Source organism: Daejeonella sp. JGW-45, assembly GCF_029360805.1.
GTDB lineage: Bacteria > Bacteroidota > Bacteroidia > Sphingobacteriales > Sphingobacteriaceae > Daejeonella.
The window spans coordinates 299,287-317,696 of sequence record NZ_JARKNC010000010.1 but is presented as its reverse complement, the minus strand read 5'-3'; the positions used below and the strand labels follow the sequence as shown (position 1 = coordinate 317,696).

General features: G+C 43.2%; 18 protein-coding genes. 2 read left to right on the top strand and 16 right to left on the bottom strand.

What is annotated here, in order from left to right; genetic code table 11:
- The 8 genes from P2W76_RS14970 to P2W76_RS14935 all read right to left on the bottom strand — a co-directional run bounded on the left by P2W76_RS14970 (nt 1) and on the right by P2W76_RS14935 (nt 9,503).
- Nucleotides 1–1,131: a DegT/DnrJ/EryC1/StrS family aminotransferase gene (locus tag P2W76_RS14970; RefSeq protein WP_276348705.1), complete on the bottom strand. Its 1,131-nt coding sequence runs from the start codon at nt 1,129–1,131 to the stop codon at nt 1–3.
- Nucleotides 1,124–2,119, bottom strand: coding sequence for an SDR family oxidoreductase (locus tag P2W76_RS14965; RefSeq protein WP_276348704.1), 996 nt, complete (start codon nt 2,117–2,119; stop codon nt 1,124–1,126). The genes P2W76_RS14970 and P2W76_RS14965 overlap by 8 nt, the downstream gene beginning before the upstream one ends.
- The gene (locus P2W76_RS14960) at nt 2,106–3,395 is read right to left on the bottom strand and encodes a nucleotide sugar dehydrogenase (protein ID WP_276348703.1); all 1,290 of its coding nucleotides are present in this window, start codon (nt 3,393–3,395) and stop codon (nt 2,106–2,108) included. Before P2W76_RS14960 ends, P2W76_RS14965 begins: the two co-directional genes overlap by 14 nt.
- Entirely contained in the window at nt 3,388–4,446 is a 1,059-nt protein-coding gene (locus tag P2W76_RS14955; protein ID WP_276348702.1) for a lipopolysaccharide biosynthesis protein, read from the bottom strand. Before P2W76_RS14955 ends, P2W76_RS14960 begins: the two co-directional genes overlap by 8 nt.
- A gap of 37 nt (nt 4,447–4,483) precedes the next feature.
- A complete protein-coding gene (locus P2W76_RS14950; RefSeq protein WP_276348701.1) occupies nt 4,484–7,018 on the bottom strand; it encodes an SLBB domain-containing protein in 2,535 nt (844 codons plus the stop codon).
- Nucleotides 7,019–7,122: 104 nt separating this feature from the next.
- Complete coding sequence (gene gmd / locus P2W76_RS14945) at nt 7,123–8,259, bottom strand: GDP-mannose 4,6-dehydratase (RefSeq protein ID WP_276348700.1); 1,137 nt, start codon at nt 8,257–8,259, stop codon at nt 7,123–7,125.
- A 216-nt stretch (nt 8,260–8,475) separates the two neighbouring features.
- Complete coding sequence (locus P2W76_RS14940) at nt 8,476–8,970, bottom strand: UpxY family transcription antiterminator (RefSeq protein WP_276348699.1); 495 nt, start codon at nt 8,968–8,970, stop codon at nt 8,476–8,478.
- A complete protein-coding gene (locus tag P2W76_RS14935) occupies nt 8,967–9,503 on the bottom strand; it encodes an ArsR family transcriptional regulator (protein ID WP_276348698.1) in 537 nt (178 codons plus the stop codon). The genes P2W76_RS14940 and P2W76_RS14935 overlap by 4 nt, the downstream gene beginning before the upstream one ends.
- 523 nt (nt 9,504–10,026) lie before the next feature.
- On the opposite strand from P2W76_RS14935, the gene P2W76_RS14930 reads away from it, so the two are divergent.
- On the top strand, nt 10,027–10,395 hold the full coding sequence (locus tag P2W76_RS14930) for an FdtA/QdtA family cupin domain-containing protein (protein WP_276348697.1): 369 nt from the start codon (nt 10,027–10,029) through the stop codon (nt 10,393–10,395).
- A complete protein-coding gene (locus tag P2W76_RS14925; protein ID WP_276348696.1) occupies nt 10,396–11,496 on the top strand; it encodes a DegT/DnrJ/EryC1/StrS family aminotransferase in 1,101 nt (366 codons plus the stop codon).
- An 11-nt stretch (nt 11,497–11,507) separates the two neighbouring features.
- On the opposite strand, the gene P2W76_RS14920 is transcribed toward P2W76_RS14925, so the two are convergent.
- From P2W76_RS14920 to P2W76_RS14885, 8 genes are all read right to left on the bottom strand, one after another.
- A complete protein-coding gene (locus P2W76_RS14920) occupies nt 11,508–12,287 on the bottom strand; it encodes a class I SAM-dependent methyltransferase (RefSeq protein WP_276348695.1) in 780 nt (259 codons plus the stop codon).
- Complete coding sequence (locus tag P2W76_RS14915; protein ID WP_276348694.1) at nt 12,284–13,312, bottom strand: hypothetical protein; 1,029 nt, start codon at nt 13,310–13,312, stop codon at nt 12,284–12,286. The genes P2W76_RS14920 and P2W76_RS14915 overlap by 4 nt, the downstream gene beginning before the upstream one ends.
- Before the next feature lie 91 nt (nt 13,313–13,403).
- A complete protein-coding gene (locus P2W76_RS14910; RefSeq protein ID WP_276348693.1) occupies nt 13,404–14,102 on the bottom strand; it encodes a glycosyltransferase family 2 protein in 699 nt (232 codons plus the stop codon).
- 167 nt (nt 14,103–14,269) lie between these two features.
- Nucleotides 14,270–15,022 (bottom strand): YdcF family protein, encoded by a 753-nt coding sequence (locus P2W76_RS14905; RefSeq protein WP_276348692.1) that lies wholly within the window; start codon nt 15,020–15,022, stop codon nt 14,270–14,272.
- Nucleotides 15,023–15,119: 97 nt separating this feature from the next.
- Nucleotides 15,120–15,989, bottom strand: a complete 870-nt coding sequence (rfbA, locus tag P2W76_RS14900; protein WP_276348690.1) for a glucose-1-phosphate thymidylyltransferase RfbA — start codon at nt 15,987–15,989, stop codon at nt 15,120–15,122.
- An 88-nt stretch (nt 15,990–16,077) separates the two neighbouring features.
- Nucleotides 16,078–16,599 carry a hypothetical protein gene (locus P2W76_RS14895; protein WP_276348689.1) on the bottom strand — a complete coding sequence of 174 codons (522 nt, stop codon included), beginning with the start codon at nt 16,597–16,599 and terminating at the stop codon, nt 16,078–16,080.
- Nucleotides 16,600–16,774: 175 nt separating this feature from the next.
- Nucleotides 16,775–17,434, bottom strand: a complete 660-nt coding sequence (locus P2W76_RS14890; protein ID WP_276348687.1) for a CHAP domain-containing protein — start codon at nt 17,432–17,434, stop codon at nt 16,775–16,777.
- Nucleotides 17,424–18,080: a DUF6266 family protein gene (locus P2W76_RS14885; RefSeq protein ID WP_276348685.1), complete on the bottom strand. Its 657-nt coding sequence runs from the start codon at nt 18,078–18,080 to the stop codon at nt 17,424–17,426. The genes P2W76_RS14890 and P2W76_RS14885 overlap by 11 nt, the downstream gene beginning before the upstream one ends.
- Nucleotides 18,081–18,410: the final 330 nt, after the last annotated feature.

Here is an 18,410-nt window from a genome sequence, read left to right as displayed (position 1 = left end):
TTATTTAAAGGATTTTATTGAGGATGTAATGTATTCCTTTTCTTCCTCACCCATTTCGGTATGAATTGGTAGAGAGAGAACTCTAGTGCATAATGATTCAGTGATCGGATAATCTCCGACACCTTTTGCTGGTGTTTTAAATGCTTCCTGCAAATGAAGTGGCACCGGGTAGTAGACCATACTAGGAATGCCCTTTGATTCAAGATAATTTTTAAGTTGATTGCGATCAGTCTGTTGCTTTAACTTAAGAGTATATTGGTGAAAAACATGTGTGGATTTTTTCTCCCGTTCTGGAATCTCCAGCCAATCTATACCACCCAACTGTGTATCATAAAAGGCTGCAACGTCACTACGGCTTGCGGCATACTTATCCAGTTCACGAAGCTTCACATTTAAAATTGCCGCCTGGATAGTATCTAATCTGGAATTGACCCCAATAACTTCGTGATAATATTTTCGGGACTGACCGTGGTTAGCAATCATTTTGATTTTTCCTGCGAAATCAGCATCATCTGTGACTAATGCTCCACCGTCCCCATAGCAACCTAAATTTTTAGAAGGAAAAAAGGAGGTAGTTCCAATGTGCCCTATGGTACCACACTTCCTGACCTCTCCAGTTGAAAATGAGTAGTCTGCACCAATAGCTTGAGCAGTATCTTCTACAACGTAAAGATTATACTTTTTAGCAAGGGCCATGATAGGCTCTATATCTGCGCTTTGTCCAAACAGATGCACGGGTACGATAGCACGCGTTTTAGAAGTTATAACTTTTTCAATTAGCTCTGCCGTAATATTAAATGTCTTAGGATCTACGTCAGTAAGAACGGGTTTAAGTTGTAAAAGAGCTATGACTTCTGCAGTGGCCACATATGTAAAGCATGGAACAATAACTTCATCTCCAGGCTGAAGTCCCAATGCCATCAATGCGATTTGCAAAGCGTCTGTGCCGTTAGCACATGGGATTACATATTTCGCCCCTAAATACTCCGCTAGATTTGTGGCGAATACCTCGACAGCTGGTCCATTTATAAATGAGGATTCATCAATTACCCTTTGAATGGCTTCATCTACCTCCGGCTTTATTTTAAGATACTGCGATCTTAAATCTACCATTTGTAAAGATCTATTCATTTTCCTTATACCACTTAAATGCAAGATCCAAACCATCCTTAACCGAATAAGTGGGATCATACCCGATCAATTTCTGGGCTTTAGAAATATCAGCCAAGCTGTCTCGTACATCTCCGGCACGATTCTCACGATGATTGGGTTCCACTGAAGAATTTGCTAGTTCTTTAATATAATTCCACAGTTCATTTAATGATGTTTTTTGACCAAAGGCAATATTAATAACCTCGTGGCCGGATACATCTGAAAACAATGATTTGATATTTGCCTCAACAGCGTTTGTTACATAAGTAAAGTCCCGTGTTTGTTCACCATCTCCATTGATAAATGGCGGGACATTATCAATTGCAGATTTCATGAACAGTGGTATCACCGCCGCATATGCACCGTGAGGATCTTGCTTTGGTCCGAAGACATTAAAATATCTAAGTCCGATGATATCAATCTTATATAAGTCTGCAAAAACTTCGGCGTATAGTTCATTAACAAACTTCGTAACAGCATAAGGAGACAGAGGTCGGCCAATAACTGCTTCGACTTTCGGCATGGATTTACTGTCGCCGTAAGTTGACGAAGAGGCCGCATACACCACCTTTTTTACTCTTTCATCCCTTGATGCTATCAGCATATTCATAAAGCCATCTACATTCACCTGATTTGTAGCTATGGGATCATTAATCGATCGGGGGACAGATCCCAGAGCTGCCTGATGTGAAACATAATCAATATTGACAACAGCTTGTTTACATGTTTCAAGATCACGGATATCTCCTTCAATTAACTCGAAATTATCTCTCCCTAGGAAATTTTCTATATTGGATCTTCTTCCCGTAGCAAAGTTGTCTAATACCCGCACGAGCTTAGCATTCTGATTAAGCAAGTACTCAACTATATTAGAACCTATAAAACCTGCACCACCGGTTACAAGGAAAGAGTGCTCAGATAAGTCTTTCTGTTGAACCATATCTTTATTGAAATTATAATCTCCCATCTACTTTATCATTAGGCAAAATTCCTTTTACATCAAAGACTACGGAATTGGGTTTTAGGAGACTGGGAAGATCAAGCTCAAGAAATTCATCATGGGATACAGCCAATATAGCACCATCGAATTTCTTGTCGGAAGGAAGCTCTTTAATAGAAACAAGTCCATATTCATGTCGTACTTCATCGCAATTAGCCCAGGGATCCAGTATTGTCAAATTCAAGCTGTACTCCTTAAGTACCCGTACGATATCTACCACTTTTGTATTTCTGACATCCGGGCAATTTTCTTTAAATGTGATTCCCATAACCAGGATATTCGCAGACTTTACCGGCACATCTTTTTTTACCATCAATTTAATGAACTCATGTGCAATGTACTCGCCCATCCCATCATTTAACCTTCGTCCGGCAAGAATAATCTCAGGATGGTAACCTACTTCCTGAGCTTTCTGTGCAAGGTAATATGGATCTACTCCGATACAATGACCGCCAACCAGCCCGGGTTTAAACTTCAGGAAGTTCCATTTCGTACCTGCTGCTTCCAGAACGTCGTTTGTATTTATACCTAAAAGATTAAAAATCTTTGCAAGTTCATTCACAAAAGCTATATTAATATCTCTTTGGGAGTTCTCGATAACTTTAGCTGCTTCTGCTACACGAATGCTAGGAGCTTTATGTGTTCCGGCTGTTATGATACTTTTATACAGTTGATCAACAAATTCAGCAGTCTCTTCCGTCGAGCCAGAGGTAACTTTCAATATTTTACTTACTGTATGCTCTTTATCTCCTGGGTTAATCCTTTCGGGAGAATAACCTGCATAAAAATCAACATTAAATTTTAATCCGGAAATCCTTTCAATAACAGGAATACACTCGTCTTCTGTCACCCCTGGATAAACAGTCGATTCATAAATGACAACGTCACCCTTCTTTATAACTTTAGCCACCGATTCGCTGGCTTTGTAGAGCGGGGTTAACACGGGCCTATTATTTTTATCTGTGGGAGTAGGGACAGTGATAATATACACATTGCAGTCCTGAATGTCTGCGATGTCCTTCGAAACAAATAACCCATTACGTTCTTTGTTCAAGTCTTGTTTGAGAACGGAGTTAAGATCCGAATTATTTACCTCTAATGTAAAATCAACCCCTGATCTGAGCTCATCAATACGCTTACCATTTATATCAAAGCCAACACAATGATATTTTTTCCCAAATTCCACCGCAAGTGGAAGGCCCACGTAGCCAAGACCTAATACACAAATTTTTGTTCTATTCACTTTTTAAGATATCTTTTAGAATATATTTTATAATAAAGAAACTGGTTATTAAAAATGCACATAATATGAATCCGACAGCTGCTGCTTTCCTAGGCCCTAACTGCTGTTTGGTCAATGGGTATATTGGTGCATCAATAATTTGGATTAATGGAGTTTCTCGTCTTAGGGAAATTTTCGCCAACTCCAGATTCTGAACTAGCTGAGTAAGAATTGCCTTATTAGCTTCAGCAGTAAATTGAGATCGCTGACCAGACGTTCTAAGGACTTGTCTGGTTGGATTCAAATTGGGCGTCGCGTCAGCAGATACAGCAGTTGCGTAAATGGCACCGTTAAGAACGTTCCTCACGGAGTCTGTTTGGCGTTGTAATATAATTATGTTGTCCAGCGCTTTTTTTGACTTGGTACTTATATAAAATTTATTAACGGTTTCAACAATCTGTTCATTCAGCAATTTTGCGAACTCTTCATCTGAACTTAAAGTTGTAACTTGAATTATGCTGAGCTTTTTATCCATTTTATCAACAATGATAAAATTTTCTCGAATGTCTTCTACTGCACTTATTAATAAACTGTCTCTAGTACGATCCCGAAGAGAATCCTCACTCAAATAAAACTTAATATTTTCTAGATGTGAGCCCTTCCAACTATCTCTTAAGTTAGTGACTTTCAAATATGAATCAATAAGAAGCTGCTCACTATCCCGAAATTCTACTTTAGAAAGTAAAGCTTTCCGTAATATGGCATTAGATTTATACAGCTCGAGAAGATTATCGCCTTGAAAAATACCACCTACTCCACCTCCTAGATTCAATCCCATCATTGAGGCCATGCCAGCGTATTGAGCCATACCTCCGGCGCCCTCTGTGTTCTCCTCCAAAACAAAGCTAGTCACAGCGCGATAGACTGGCTTTTGCGTTCTTGAATAAAAATAGCCTATGCCAGCCCCAAATAAGCTAAAAATTAAAATCAGAACCCATTTTTTCCCTACCTTGAATGCAATGAGTTTTAACTTAAGCAATACCTCTCTCAAAGAAATTGGTTCCTCCATCATCTTTCTGGTTTCGTTAATCAATTAAGGCTTTTTGCTTCTATTTACTGAGGTTCATAATACCCAAAATAATAGCTCCAAGAGACGCGATACCAGTGGTTATACCAAGTAACTCTTGCGCAGATATTTTTTGATTGGCATCCTTTTTAGGCACAAACAATTCCGCGCCAGGCTCGACCGAAGGATAATTGTTAAAGAATAGTATCTTGGACGTGCTCTTAACAGCACCATTTGCATAAATCACATATGACCGTCTTTTTAAAGATTTGTTGGAAAACCCGCCGCCCTGGGATATATAATACTTGAACCCTCGACCTAGATTATATATCGTCGTAACCGGATACAATATCTCCCCGTTTACTTTTACAGTCTGCAGCTGCTTGGGAACGCGCAAAACATCACCTTCTTCCAGGATCAAATCAACATTTGTGTGAGGATTCTGAAGAATCTTATCCAATTCGATACCTACATAAACATTCTTAAGTATTTCCTCCTGTTTCAAAACATCCGCAGAATCCTTGACATTGCCCTGAAGCCTGGAAAGTTTAGCTAAGCGGTCATTCTCCAGATCTTCCTCATTGATCTCATTCTTTTTGTTCCTGGCCCCGCCGAGCAAATCCGCATCTTTATCCTTGCCTTCCCGTTTCAAAGACGCACCCTTAGTATAGGCAAGAGCTGTCAAGCCTCCCGCACGCTTAAGCAGATCCGATACACGTTCGTCTTTGTTAGCAATGGTATACATGCCCGGATACAATACTTCGCCCTCCACTTTCACCTGCCTTTGCACCTCGTAACCCATGGAGCTCCTTACCGAAACAATATCAAAAGGCTGTAATACAAACTTAGGAGAAGAAAAATTCAGATTGGGATCTATATTAATTTGAAATACTTCTGCAATAACTGCAGAAGCAGAAGTTATATTACTGTTTTTTACCCGCCTGGAAACCTCTACACGCTGCGCGGTAGCTGCCTGAGTAAAACCGCCAGCTTTCAGGATAAGTTCCTCGAGGGTCATATTCTCAGCGTAATCAAATACACCGGGCTCACGAACCTCGCCATCGATCGAAACCTTGAACTCCTCTTTCAGGTCAAATATGGACGCTATGGATATGATATCCTCCCTAAGCAAGCTAATGTCCGCGGAGGTTCCCTTTAAAATACCAGATACATTGAAAGAGATTACCTCGGTCTGGTTATCGGGCTTCAATCTCGTAATATAACCCCGTTCCATAAAAGCGTCTTCCTTCACTCCCTCCGCTTTACGGATCAGCTGTGAAAGTTTCATACCCGGTTCGAGTTCAAACTGCCCGGGCCTGAATACAGCTCCCTCAATGGTAACGCGGTTCGCGAAGCGTTCCAAAACCCGGTCGACAAAATATTTATCTCCGCTTGAGGGCTTATAGATTTCGAATTGCCCGCTCGTAATATCAGCAATTTTACGCTCGGTGTCGGTATTCTTTAACACCTTAACCCTCGCCTTAAATGCACTTTCGGTAAAATCACCAGAAAAACGTAAGAGATCGGCGAATGATTCATTTTCCAATAATTCGAAAATGCCGGGGCGTTTTACTTCTCCGACGATCTCGATGCGCGACCGGTATACCGGTATGCGGATAATGTCCTGATCCTGGAGCCTCAGGTTATTTGCCATTTCGCCGCGCATCAGGAAATCGTAAATATCCAGCGTAGCAATTTTTTTACCACCACGAATCAGTTCGATAGCCCTGAAGGAGCCATTTTCATTGGGGCCGCCCGAAGAATAGAGTGCATTGAAAACATTAGCGAGGGAAGGCAAGGTATAAGTTCCCGGCTTAACAACCTCGCCGGTAAGAATGACCTTGATACTACGGATATTTCCAACTGCTATATTTAAATTAACGCTGCCATTACGAAGGCCGGAATAAACAGATGACATCCTCGACCTGATCCTGGACGTCGCTGCCTCAATGGTCAGTCCGCCTACAGGAACAATCCCGACATACTCGATGTTAATATTCCCTTCCGGGCTCACCTTTAAATTATAAGAAGCCTCAGAATTCCCGTAAATGTCAATCAGCAGTTCATCACCAGGCCCGATAACATAGTTCCTGGGAGTGGCCATATTGAGATTTGGCTCAAAGGTCAGGTTGGAGTTTTTGAAAAGATCGGCGCCGAAGATCTTTGAACGAAGTTCCAGGAAAGCTTTTTCCGCTTCTGTCTCAGGGTCTTTTTGCTTTTCAAGAGTGTCCGTTTCAAAATTGAGCTCCCGTTCGCCTGTGGGTTTTTTAGGTTGGACCTTATTGGGATCGGCCTGATTTTTCTGCTTTTTGTCGGCTTTTTTTATTTCTTCGACCCTGGCCCTCAGTTTCACAGCCTCTTCGTCGCGCATCCCTCTCGCTTTTGCCATCTGCTCCATTTGGGTGTCGCCCAGGCCCGAGGCTTCCGCCTGCCGCATCATCGCCCTGATCTGATCGTCGTTTAATTCATCGACACGTATATTACCCAGGTTTTGCGGGTTCACCTGTGCCATAACTGGTATCGTCAGACCCACCAGAAATAATATAGCAAGCAGGCTGCATATTTTTTTAATCTTCATACTATGTAATTGCGCAAAGCTAAATAATCTTCTGCTTATATGTTTACCTGTTTCAGGGTATTTTAACCAGTTATTCAATATTGAAAACAGTTGAAGATAGCAACTTACTCGAAATAATTAAGGGTATCAAAACCGCCAACTCTAAGGTATTCGTCCTTTTTCATCAATTGAAGGTCTGATAGTACCATCTCTTTAATAAGTGCCGGCAGATCGTATTTCGGTGCCCATCCCAACTGCGTTTTTGCTTTCCCCGGATCCCCGACGAGCAGATCAACTTCCGTTGGCCTGAAATATTTAGGATCGACTTTAACCACTGTCTGACCAAACTTTATTGTGGATGGATCTATACCTAATGAACCACAGCGTTCGACGTCCACGTCAATAACGACCCCTTTTTCCTGCTCATCTTTTCCGCTGAATTCCACTTCGATGCCTAATTCAGCAAAACTCATTCTTACAAAATCCCGCACCGAGGTAGTCACACCAGTTGCAATAACGAAATCTTCGGGCTTTTCTTGCTGCAGCATCAGCCACATAGCTTCAACATAGTCTTTTGCGTGGCCCCAGTCGCGCTGCGCAGACAAATTTCCCAGGTACAAGCAGCTCTGCAGGCCCAATGATATTTTTGCAGCAGCGCGGGTAATTTTTCTCGTCACAAATGTTTCACCCCTTACCGGGCTCTCATGATTGAACAGGATCCCGTTACATGCAAACATATTGTAGGCCTCCCGGTAATTCACCGTGATCCAGTAGGCATACATCTTCGCCACAGCATAGGGCGACCGCGGGTAAAAAGGTGTCTTTTCTGATTGAGGAACTTCCTGCACCAGTCCATAAAGCTCAGAAGTGGAAGCCTGGTATATTTTTGTTTTTTTCTCCAGGCCCAGGATACGGATAGCTTCCAGGAGCCTTAAGGTACCCAGTCCGTCTGCGTTAGCGGTATATTCCGGGGTTTCAAAGCTTACCTGGACATGACTCATCGCCGCAAGATTATATATTTCATCAGGCTGAACCTCCTGGATGATGCGAATCAGGTTGGTAGAGTCGGTAAGGTCCCCGTAATGAAGTTTCAGTCTCAAATTACTTTCATGAGGGTCCTGGTAAAGATGATCGATCCGGTCGGTGTTAAACAAAGAGCTCCTCCGCTTTATCCCATGCACAAAATATCCCCTCTTAAGAAGAAATTCCGCCAGATAAGCCCCATCCTGGCCCGTTATCCCGGTAATTAGTGCTGTTTTCATGAAGAAAGTATTGAGTAGTTAGTATTGAGTATTGAGTATTGAGTATTGAGACAGGATCCGCTAAACCTGAAAAATGCTGCTTTCATCAATGATTCTGTAAGATACGTAATACAAAACGGCTAAAGTAAATCAATTTTTGATTCAGTCCGGATATGGCTTCGCCCCTTCAGTCACATTTCATGACTGACCAGGCGGGCTGATCTTCATTGTTTTTTCCTAGCAGGAAGGTATTTTTTCTATAATATTCTTTCGCAGATCCACTTTGATCTGCATTCCAAGCGTTTCAAGGAACAGCGTCAGGTAATTTCCGCTTTTGCTTAAAACTTCAGCCTTTTGATCCATTAAAGCACCCGACTTAAGAAGCACTTTATCATGCACCCGGAACGCTGAGCTTTGGATGCTGTCGTGACTATACTCATTCAGCCAATTCTTTAAAAGCTCCAACTCCTCATCACGAACCACGGCCGGTTTACCGCAATGATATAAATAACGCACTACCCCGTTCGCTGTAAAAACCCTGTCCCTTTCATTATCCTCTAAACGCACAAAACAGTACGATCGAAACAAAGGCTCTTCAACCCACTTCCAGCGGTCGCTCCAAAGCTTCTTCCGTTTTAACAGCGGACAATAAACTTCGATTCCCGAGGAGGCCAGCTTCGCAGCTACTGCCTTTTCGCAGCGTGATTTGGTATATAATACATACCAATTCATGCCGTATAGTCAAAAATTAATACCAGTTCCTTATCATGCTTCTCTACGTACTGTTTTCCTTTGCCTTCTTCACATACTACATAACGGATATGCTTTTTTATTAAAGGCTCTGCCTTCTCAACCAGGTTACTTAGGTAGGCCCGGTTAATTTCATTCCCGATGATCAGCAGATCAATTACATCCGAATCCAACCCCTGCGCAATCCGCCCTTCCAGGTAAACTTGTTGAACATTCCCCACCCTGTCAATTACTTTTTCAAGCAGCTCCTCGACGCCTATAAATTTTCGTATGATACTATTGAGGTCTTTAAAGAGGGGGTGACTGGTATTTGCACGATAGAGCTTTTTATTACCCTCATTTTCGGCTAGAAGAAGGCCGGCACTTTCAAAACGGTTAAGTTCCTGCCTGATACCGTTAGTACTTTCGTTAAACTCCGACTCGAGGCTTCGTAAATACCCTTGATTATTAATGTTCAAGAAGAACTTAAGCAGTAGCTTGATTCTGGTTTTAGAAGTGATAAGGCTTTCTAGCATACTTTGAGTATAATTAGTACTCATTCTAGATCAAACATACTGATATTTTTCATTTTCAAAACATTTTTTTTGAAGACTAGAAACTATCCCACCTTCTAAATTTGGAACTTTTCTTCGTACACCGGGATAAAAAATCGATTCGTAAATCACGATAATTACTTAGAGATTCAGTTGCTTATTGTCAATCAGCGTTGGAACTGCAATGATAAAATTATGAAGTCTCTATCTCATTAAATTGACCGGAAAGGCGCCTTATTTTTTCTTTCCGAAACCTGTTTTTTATTGATCGTCTAGGCCGTTAGTGGTACATCATTTTAATTGTTTCCAGCCCATCTCAAAGGAGTTATCTTTTCTGCAAATCCTATATGGATGGCCAAACAACATGTTAAGCGTTCTAGCCAATTTTAAGGACTCATTCTGTTGGCAAAGAACTCTTCTTTTCAATATTAGTGGTTGACATAAGATCCAAATCTGTATTTTTCCAAACAATATTCTTTAGTATATACATGCTCTTCAAAATTACATGGCTCAAATAATCGACCTTATTACTTTCACGGACAAAAAGGGCAATCTGACAGTGATCGAAAAGGTAATCCCATTTAATATCAATCGCATTTTCTATATCTATGGAGTCGACGATTCAACACGTGGCGGTCACAGGCATAAAACAAGCATTCAGGCTGCCATCTGCATTAAGGGCTCTTGCCGCATCACCAATGACAATGGATTGTCGGTAGAAGAATATATTCTTGACAAGCCATCTAAATGTCTAATTCTTAAACCCGAAGACTGGCACACCATGGATCAATTTTCAGAAGATGCCATCCTTATGGTACTGGCTTCTACCGAATACGATCCGGAAGACTATATCTTTACGCCATATTCCCGATAAATGATCGAGTACGAAAATCTAAATAAGGTAAATTCACGTTTTGAGGAAAGCTTCGGCGAGGTCTTTAAAGAATTTATCAAAAAGGGCCGGTACATACTTGACAGTGAAGTAGAACATTTTGAAAATGAATTTGCGAAATACTGCGGGAGCAAATTTTGCATTGGAGTAGCTTCGGGTTTGGATGCCTTATATCTCTCCCTCATAGCGCTGGACTTGCCTAAAGGATCAGAAGTATTGGTACCCTCAAATACCTATATCGCTACAATATTCAGCATATTACAAGCAGGTCTAAAACCGGTCTTGGTAGAGCCGCGGATCACTACATACAACATAGATCCCCATCAGATTAAACGACACTTAAGTTCTGCAACTAAAGCAATAATAGTCGTGCATCTGTATGGTAAGCCTTGTGAAATGGATGCTATCAAAGCTATAACCGATCTACATGATCTTCATCTGATCGAAGACTGCGCCCAGGCTCACGGGGCAACCTTTCAAGGCAAGAAGGTTGGGACGTTCGGTATCATGGGAGCATTTAGCTTTTATCCGACTAAAAACCTTGGAGCACTTGGTGACGCCGGCGCTATTATCACCGATAATGAAGAATTGGCAGAGAAGCTCAGAGCCCTTCGCAATTATGGCTCTGATAAGAAATATTATAACAAATATACTGGTATTAATTCAAGACTGGACGAACTACAAGCCGCATTCCTCCGGATTAAACTCCGTCACCTCGACGATCTTAACAGCCACAAAGTGAGCCTCGCTAACATTTATCTTAGCACCATCAGTAATAAATCCATTATCCTGCCTATAGTTCAGAAAAACATAGCCGATGTTTGGCATATATTCAATATCAGGCATGACAAAAGAGATGGTCTCAGGCAATATCTACTGGCAAACGGTATAAAGACAGAGGTTCATTATCCACTGGCTCCTCACAGGCAAACTGCCTGCAACGGATTATTCGGGGGCTTGCACTTCCCGATAGCGGACGAGATCCACCGGACCACCTTAAGTTTACCTGTTTCGATTATTCATACAAAAAGGGATGCAGAATATATAGCTGAAGCTCTGAATAGTTATAGATCAGAGGGCTGAGAAAAATATCGTCAGGATTCACGTGAACCCTCAGATTTAATGAGAACAATGAATACTGACGAGCCGAATGGAAAATTAAAATATTTCAAGAGGCGATTTTCTAATAACTGGATCTGTGTCAAACACCAATTAATCCCCAATGGAAATATCACCTGATCGGACTGTGGCCCTGTGGCCGGCCCTAATGTCCTTAAAAGATTTTTTCCGGCTTTGAATAACAAGACCAAAGGAGAAAGCAGGAATACCCTGTAAGTAAGTTTTTTCAAGCCTGAGTCGTATTGCTTAAACAAACTCCGAAACTCCGCTTTTTTGAAACGCTTTTTAATATTTGCAACCTCATCATGCTGCGAACGGAAAATTTCCAGTGAAGCGGAGTTAGCTATCAATAGCCCTCCAGGCTTTAACACCCTCAGCATTTCGGTTACCGCGATCATCCTTTCATCCTCATCAAGGCTGCCTAATACATCCATGCAATAAACCACATCAAAAGAGTCGCCGGAAAAAGCTATTTCGGTAATGGAACCATACTGTGCCTGTTGCAGGTTCCTTTTATGGCAAAAGTCAATCGCCTCTTCTGAATAGTCAATCCCCACGATATTATCATAACCAAGCGAGATCAGAAATTCCATATTTTTCCCGGTACCGCAACCCGCATCAAGGATCCGAGCCTGCTGAAATGAGTATCTTTTGATGTAATGCTTTAAAACATCCCTCATTCCGATATACCACCATAGCTTCTCTTCTGAACGGTGCATCAGGCTATACTCTGAGGAGTGCATCAGGCTGCTCATAGGAAGGTCATGGTATTAGTGACGAAGGCGCTGATCATGAGGGAGAGGAAAAGTATATTGATCAGAATAAATATCTGCCTTATATAATAAGGACTTATACTAATCGCGATAAACACCGGCAACATTCCTAACATATACCGTGCAGAACCATACAGCAATTCGTTACTGGTTGATATCAGGACATACAATACGGTAAAAATAATATAAGAGAGAGGTAGCCGTTTATAACAATAAAGTACTGAGCCGAGTATAATAACCCAGAAGCAAGCATTGGTTAACGAACCGCCGGGCCGTACACCGCTAAAGACACTCAAAAATCCCTGTAATGGAAAAAGGTCTGAACTTCCCCAGGCATGCTGTATCTTTATAAAAGCGAGTGGCTCGCCGGATGTAAGGTAGAGGTAGAACATTAGAGAAATCATGGGCAGCAAGCCCAACAGAACGGCCGGAAGGAACTTGTAACTGCTTTGACGGTATTTCAACAAAATTTCTATACCAGGAATTATGAGCAGCAGACAGCCCTGGATCCTGGTAACCGAAGCCAAACCAGCAATGATCAGAGCCCAGGCAAACTTTTCTTTGTACGAAAAATAAAATACTATTGTTGTAAGCAGCACGAACAGGCCCGATGGATACACAATATTCAGGTAAAAGCCTCCCGCCGATATCATGAGCAAGGTGACCGTTCGAATACCTTTTCCAAATTTCTCCTCAGAGAGTTTATAAAGAAAAAGCATCGCAAGAAAGGTGCAAAAGTTCGATATAAGCAGGCCACTTGTGAATAAACTCAGGCCAGTAATCCCTGAAACTATACTCATTACCGCCGGATACAGGGGCATAAACCCCCAGGTCTCCTGGTCCTTATCGGTAAACTGCCGTTGCGGGTAACCTTCCCGGGCTAATTTTTCATACCAGCCTGAATCAAACCGGTCCCAGGTATTTCGGATATCCAGTGCTTCGGTAATTGTCTTTTTTTTGTGGACTTCCCCGTTCTCCGGAAACATCGAATAACTGAGGGCTCCCATAATCATAATAAGCAATCTCGTAATAACAAAAACAAGGCAGATCTGAAAAAAATGACTTCTATTTATCGTCAATATGGTTCTCATTGCTGCATCACCCCTTTCTCCGAAATTCCTTCAACAAACTAATCTCCTCTTTCACCGTGCTGAAAATATTAACCGGTGTAAAAAATGTTGAACGGCCATACTCGCGTGAATAATGATTGACCCCAATTTCCTTGAATTTCTTTGTTTTCGAGTAAAGCTTTTTGACCAGCTCTACGGTAATAGCGCCGCTGCTGCATTTAAGGTCAAGCGATCGGAGAACGCTGCCGTTTATTAACCGGAAATCACAGTCGACATCTGTGATCGGGGTTTTGAAGATACTTTTAACTACCCGGCTATATAAAGAGCCGACAACCTTTCGCACAAGGTTATCAGAACGGTGCAGTTTATATCCGTTCACGACATCGCAGTCATTCCGCATTAACCAAAGCTTTTCAAGCTCATCAAAGTGATACTGGGCATCGCCATCTGTATAAAAGACCCATTTTTTTGTGGTATTGGAGATGCCCGATCTCAATGCCCCCCCATATCCCCGGTTTTTTTTATGAAAGACAATCTTGAGAGCCGGGAACTGTTTTCGCATTTGCTTAAGCTCTTTTAATGTATGATCCGTGCTGCCATCATTGACAGCAACCACTTCGAGATCATTAGTAAGCTTACCACCATAATAATAGGCTTCGCTGATCATTTTCTTCACCGTGCCGGCATCATTATAAAATGGCATAAAAATGCTCAGACTATCGTTCATCAACGTTCACGGCGTTCTACTTAAAAGGGTTTTAGCAGGGCAATAATATCAAAAAAAGGTTAAAGTGTCTTTCGGTTCTTTGATTAATATACATTATTTGGGATATACGAATGTCTCAAAAATAAATTAGGCTGTGGCAGGGTGAAATTTATTCCCATTTTACCCCCTCAGAGATAACCTACAGCTTTGTAAGTTCCATACCCCACCAATTCATGAATCAATACCGTCCATAAGTGTAACGCATTTACACTGGGAATTAGATTAAAAGACCGATCTCTTGTATAATAATCTACACCATAACCATCCACTTTCAAGCCAACTTTCCTGAAGCAGCCAAGCGAGCGAGGTATATGAAAAGCAGAAGTGATCAACAGTGATTTCGATGCGATTTGTATGCTATCGACTAACTGCTTAGTATATGCGGCACTCTCACGTGTATTACGAGACTTACTTTCAATATAAATGACCGAGTCGGGCACTCCGCTATATAACATCACCTCTTTCAATCTAACCGATTCAGGGATATTTTTCTTTGTGAGCGAGCTCGAACCTCCGGTAATCAGGATTCGCGTGATTTTCCCAATCTTATATAATTGTATGGCGTGTAAAACGCGGTCCGCACCTTTCGAAAAGAACACTCTATCCGGTGCGGAAGATCTATTGAAGGCCACACCGGTCAATACTATCCCAGTGTCGTAACTGCCAATATTCTTTAAAGGCTGCGGTTCTCCTTCCCATGCCCGGAAAGCTTCTCCAGCCAGGAAAGGATTGCTAAATAGTATTAGAAGAGCAATCCCGGAATAGACCAATCGATCTTTAAGAACAGATTTTCGAATTATGAAGCTTCCCAGGAAAAGAAGCATGATCCACACTAGCGGGGACAATAAAAAATCGAGAACTTTAGAAAGGATAAAGAACATAAAAGTCCTGATTTAAGCTTAGTACCTTCGTCCCGTTAAAGACCGCGGAAGCTGATCCCTGAATCCCGGTCACTAAATACTTATCACTGACCATGACTCAATGATTTCCATCTATCAACCCCACCAAATACTCCCCATACCCACTCTTTCTCAGTGGCTCCGCCAATTTCCTCAACTCTTGTGCATCAATAAACCCCATCTCATACGCCACCTCCTCGATACACCCGATCTTCAGACCCTGCCTCTCCTCAATAACCTGCACAAACTGACCGGCCTGCATCAATGAATTAAAAGTTCCGGTATCCAGCCAGGCGGTTCCGCGGCTCAAAACGCCGACTTTCAGCTTACCCTGTTCCAGGTAATGCTTGTTTACATCGGTTATCTCATATTCGCCCCTTGCCGATGGCTGGATGTTTTTTGCCACCTCAACCACCGAGTTATTATAAAAATATAATCCTGGCACTGCGTAATTAGATTTCGGTTTAGCCGGCTTCTCTTCTATGGAAAGGGCGTTAAAATCGTTATCAAACTCAACCACCCCATACCGCTCCGGGTCGGAAACCTGGTAAGCAAATACCACCCCTCCTTCGGGGTTCTTAATGGTGGGCAGAAGGTTACTTATAGAATCGCCGTGAAAGATGTTGTCACCCAGGATCAGGGCGACATCATCATCACCGATAAATTCTTCGCCTATAACGAAAGCCTGGGCAAGTCCGTTAGGTACCGCCTGCTCTGCATAGGAGAATTTACAGCCGATCCGGCTGCCGTCTCCCAGGAGTTTCTCAAAATGAGGAAGATCATGCGGCGTGGAAATGATCAATACCTCATTGATGCCTGCTTGCATGAAAGTAGACAAGGGGTAATAGATCATCGGCTTATCGTAAACCGGCATCAATTGCTTACTAACGGCCAGGGTTAACGGGTGCAAACGTGTGCCGGATCCGCCGGCGAGGATAATTCCTTTCATTGGGCTGTTTGAGAAGTAAAGGTATGGAATTTGAGATAAATGGTTTCCATCGTATAGCTACATTCCTTCCTTTTTAGAAATCTGCGTTCTACTCTTGGAAGTCCCTCTTCCACACCCTCCAGCCCAACCATACTGCCACAACCCCTAGGACAAGACCTAAAAGATAAGGCAGTATACTACTCTTCCTCTTTTCCAAATTCTTCGCCCGCGATACCGCCGTCGTCTTGCTTTCACTTTCCCGGTCGTATAGCATTTCAGTTTGCCGCCCTATGTAAAATGAGTTGCTGTCAGACACAATCTTTGTCTGCCGGTTCCTTCCAAGAACCTCTATCCGGGAAGCATTTCCTTTAAAACCATCTTGTATGGAAAAGCTAAATGTACTGGCAGGAAAGATGTTTACGCGATATTGATAATCTCCGGAATCCCTAATGGAAACGAACCTCTGGCCTTCGTAATTTTCATCTTGCATGTGCCGGATGCTGAGATCTGTTGATTGGCGGTCTATAACCCGGAGGGATTGCTTGTCGAGATTTTTGATACGACAGGAACCAAAGCTTAGCATAACGAGGCTAAAAGATACTGTTCTGATAACGATCTTTAATTTTTTCATAGTGTTTTTGATTAACATGGTGCGGCGGGTAAACGTGGAGGTTGCAAAGGCTCCTTAAGCGCAGAGGAAGCAAAAGTTTGACGTCAAATCTCCGCCCAGCCACTTTCAGTTTTCAGTTTTCACCTTTTGATGGCGGCCCCCGTAACGGTGCTGAGTAATGTCTTGCTACATGATACTACTCGACGTACCTCGCCACCCTAAAAACTGACCTCACCAACCGCCTCTTCCTGTACACTCCGTCCGTCGTCATCCCGGGCGAAGCGAGGGATCCTTCCCCCTCCCCATTCGTATTCCCTTCCACGGTAAGCACCCAGGTGCCATCCCATTCATCCACGAAGCCTACATGGGCAATACGCCCCTTTTCAGGGAAATAGATCCCGAACACGTCACCCATTCGTGGCCCCGCCATACCCCGGGTACCATCGCCCTCCCGATAGCTATCGGGTTTCAACTCCCTTTTCGCCCTCTCCCAAATCACCCTCTTAGCCGGGAACAACGCCGGCGACCACCCCGTCCGCGGGTTATCAACCCCCGCCTTCCCCAGCACCCAGCATACAAAGGCTGCGCACCATGGATTTCCTTTCGGGAGATTAACATAGCGCAGGTATTGCTCAACTGCCGGACCCGAATTAGAAGCCTTTTCCCGTACTCCCAGCTGGGAAGTGTAAATCCGCTGCACCTCTTTCGCCTTTACCCTGATTTTAAATCTGGCCGGAGACTCCTGGAGACCAGCCGCCTCCGTAACGAGTGACAAATACACCGTAGCTGTAAAGACAATTAAAAATATGGGACCGTAAAACCATACGGCCCCATTTTGCAAACGATCAGTTTTCATAGGATGGCGATTTGTGCATGATCACTTCTCCTAAAAATTCGCTGTTCGAGAAAGTCCTGCGATCGGGCGACCGGAAAGCCATCCAGACCTGGACAGGACCTTCGTCTATAGGCGCTTCAATGTGCAGAGTGCAGGATCCTTGAAGTCTCTGTGCGACGCCTTCAGCGAACAGCCATTTGCGGGCATTGCACCAGTAGGTCATAACGATCAGTTCGTCTTCCAGGTGCGCCCCGTCGGCCCATAGCTCCCAGCTGATATCGAGATCGCGGGAGCCCTCTGTGTGAAATAAGACGCCTTTAGACCAGGGCAGGCTGCCCCGTAATAACTCCACGCGGGAATAATCAATTCCGAAGTTGGGGTATTTTCCTATGAGCGCGTCGTTAAGTATATCGCGAATAAGGACATTTACCCCTGTCTTGCGACGGTTGAACTGTTTGTAGCTGTAGTTCACCAGCTTCGCTACCGGCGAAACGAACCGGGCCGCTATCCCGAATTTGACCCGCTGGATCTTTTGCTTTAATGTAGGGCGCTTCTTCGTTTTCTTCGGCGCCTGGCGGACATAACATTTTCCGCGATAAGTATAGTAGACCAGGTTTCCGATCTTACCGGAAACGGGTCCCATAATTCCTGAGTGTAAGTGTGCCATTTTTTTGAGTTTTAAGTAATATTTATAAGTCTAATCGTGGTATTCTCCCCTGACTTGATCAGGGGTCTCCTCATGGGCATGCGCAGCATATGCCCGCCGAGGTATTTCAATGTATCCGGAATCAAAGCTCCGGCATAGCTGTAATTTTTGTTTGTAGAGCTTAATGTCCCAGCCAACACTGCGGCGGCAGCCGCGTGTCGTTGACGAGATCCCCGACTAAATCGGGGAAGAGCCTCACCGCGCTGCACTCACAACGTTTAATCGTAGGTGGCGGGGGTATTCTCCCCTGACTTGATCAGGGGTCTCCTCATGGGCATGCGCAGCATATGT

Bases quoted from the DNA above. Each gene is read 5' to 3' on its own strand.
- P2W76_RS14970 (WP_276348705.1), bottom strand. From the start codon at position 1,131: ATGAATAGATCTTTACAAATGGTAGATTTAAGATCGCAGTATCTTAAA.
- P2W76_RS14965 (WP_276348704.1), bottom strand. From the start codon at position 2,119: ATGGGAGATTATAATTTCAATAAAGATATGGTTCAACAGAAAGACTTA.
- P2W76_RS14955 (WP_276348702.1), bottom strand. From the start codon at position 4,446: ATGATGGAGGAACCAATTTCTTTGAGAGAGGTATTGCTTAAGTTAAAA.
- P2W76_RS14950 (WP_276348701.1), bottom strand. From the start codon at position 7,018: ATGAAGATTAAAAAAATATGCAGCCTGCTTGCTATATTATTTCTGGTG.
- gmd (WP_276348700.1), bottom strand. From the start codon at position 8,259: ATGAAAACAGCACTAATTACCGGGATAACGGGCCAGGATGGGGCTTAT.
- P2W76_RS14940 (WP_276348699.1), bottom strand. From the start codon at position 8,970: ATGAATTGGTATGTATTATATACCAAATCACGCTGCGAAAAGGCAGTA.
- P2W76_RS14935 (WP_276348698.1), bottom strand. From the start codon at position 9,503: ATGCTAGAAAGCCTTATCACTTCTAAAACCAGAATCAAGCTACTGCTT.
- P2W76_RS14930 (WP_276348697.1), top strand. From the start codon at position 10,027: ATGGCTCAAATAATCGACCTTATTACTTTCACGGACAAAAAGGGCAAT.
- P2W76_RS14925 (WP_276348696.1), top strand. From the start codon at position 10,396: ATGATCGAGTACGAAAATCTAAATAAGGTAAATTCACGTTTTGAGGAA.
- P2W76_RS14920 (WP_276348695.1), bottom strand. From the start codon at position 12,287: ATGAGCAGCCTGATGCACTCCTCAGAGTATAGCCTGATGCACCGTTCA.
- P2W76_RS14915 (WP_276348694.1), bottom strand. From the start codon at position 13,312: ATGGGAGCCCTCAGTTATTCGATGTTTCCGGAGAACGGGGAAGTCCAC.
- P2W76_RS14910 (WP_276348693.1), bottom strand. From the start codon at position 14,102: ATGAACGATAGTCTGAGCATTTTTATGCCATTTTATAATGATGCCGGC.
- P2W76_RS14905 (WP_276348692.1), bottom strand. From the start codon at position 15,022: ATGTTCTTTATCCTTTCTAAAGTTCTCGATTTTTTATTGTCCCCGCTA.
- rfbA (WP_276348690.1), bottom strand. From the start codon at position 15,989: ATGAAAGGAATTATCCTCGCCGGCGGATCCGGCACACGTTTGCACCCG.
- P2W76_RS14895 (WP_276348689.1), bottom strand. From the start codon at position 16,599: ATGAAAAAATTAAAGATCGTTATCAGAACAGTATCTTTTAGCCTCGTT.
- P2W76_RS14890 (WP_276348687.1), bottom strand. From the start codon at position 17,434: ATGAAAACTGATCGTTTGCAAAATGGGGCCGTATGGTTTTACGGTCCC.
- P2W76_RS14885 (WP_276348685.1), bottom strand. From the start codon at position 18,080: ATGGCACACTTACACTCAGGAATTATGGGACCCGTTTCCGGTAAGATC.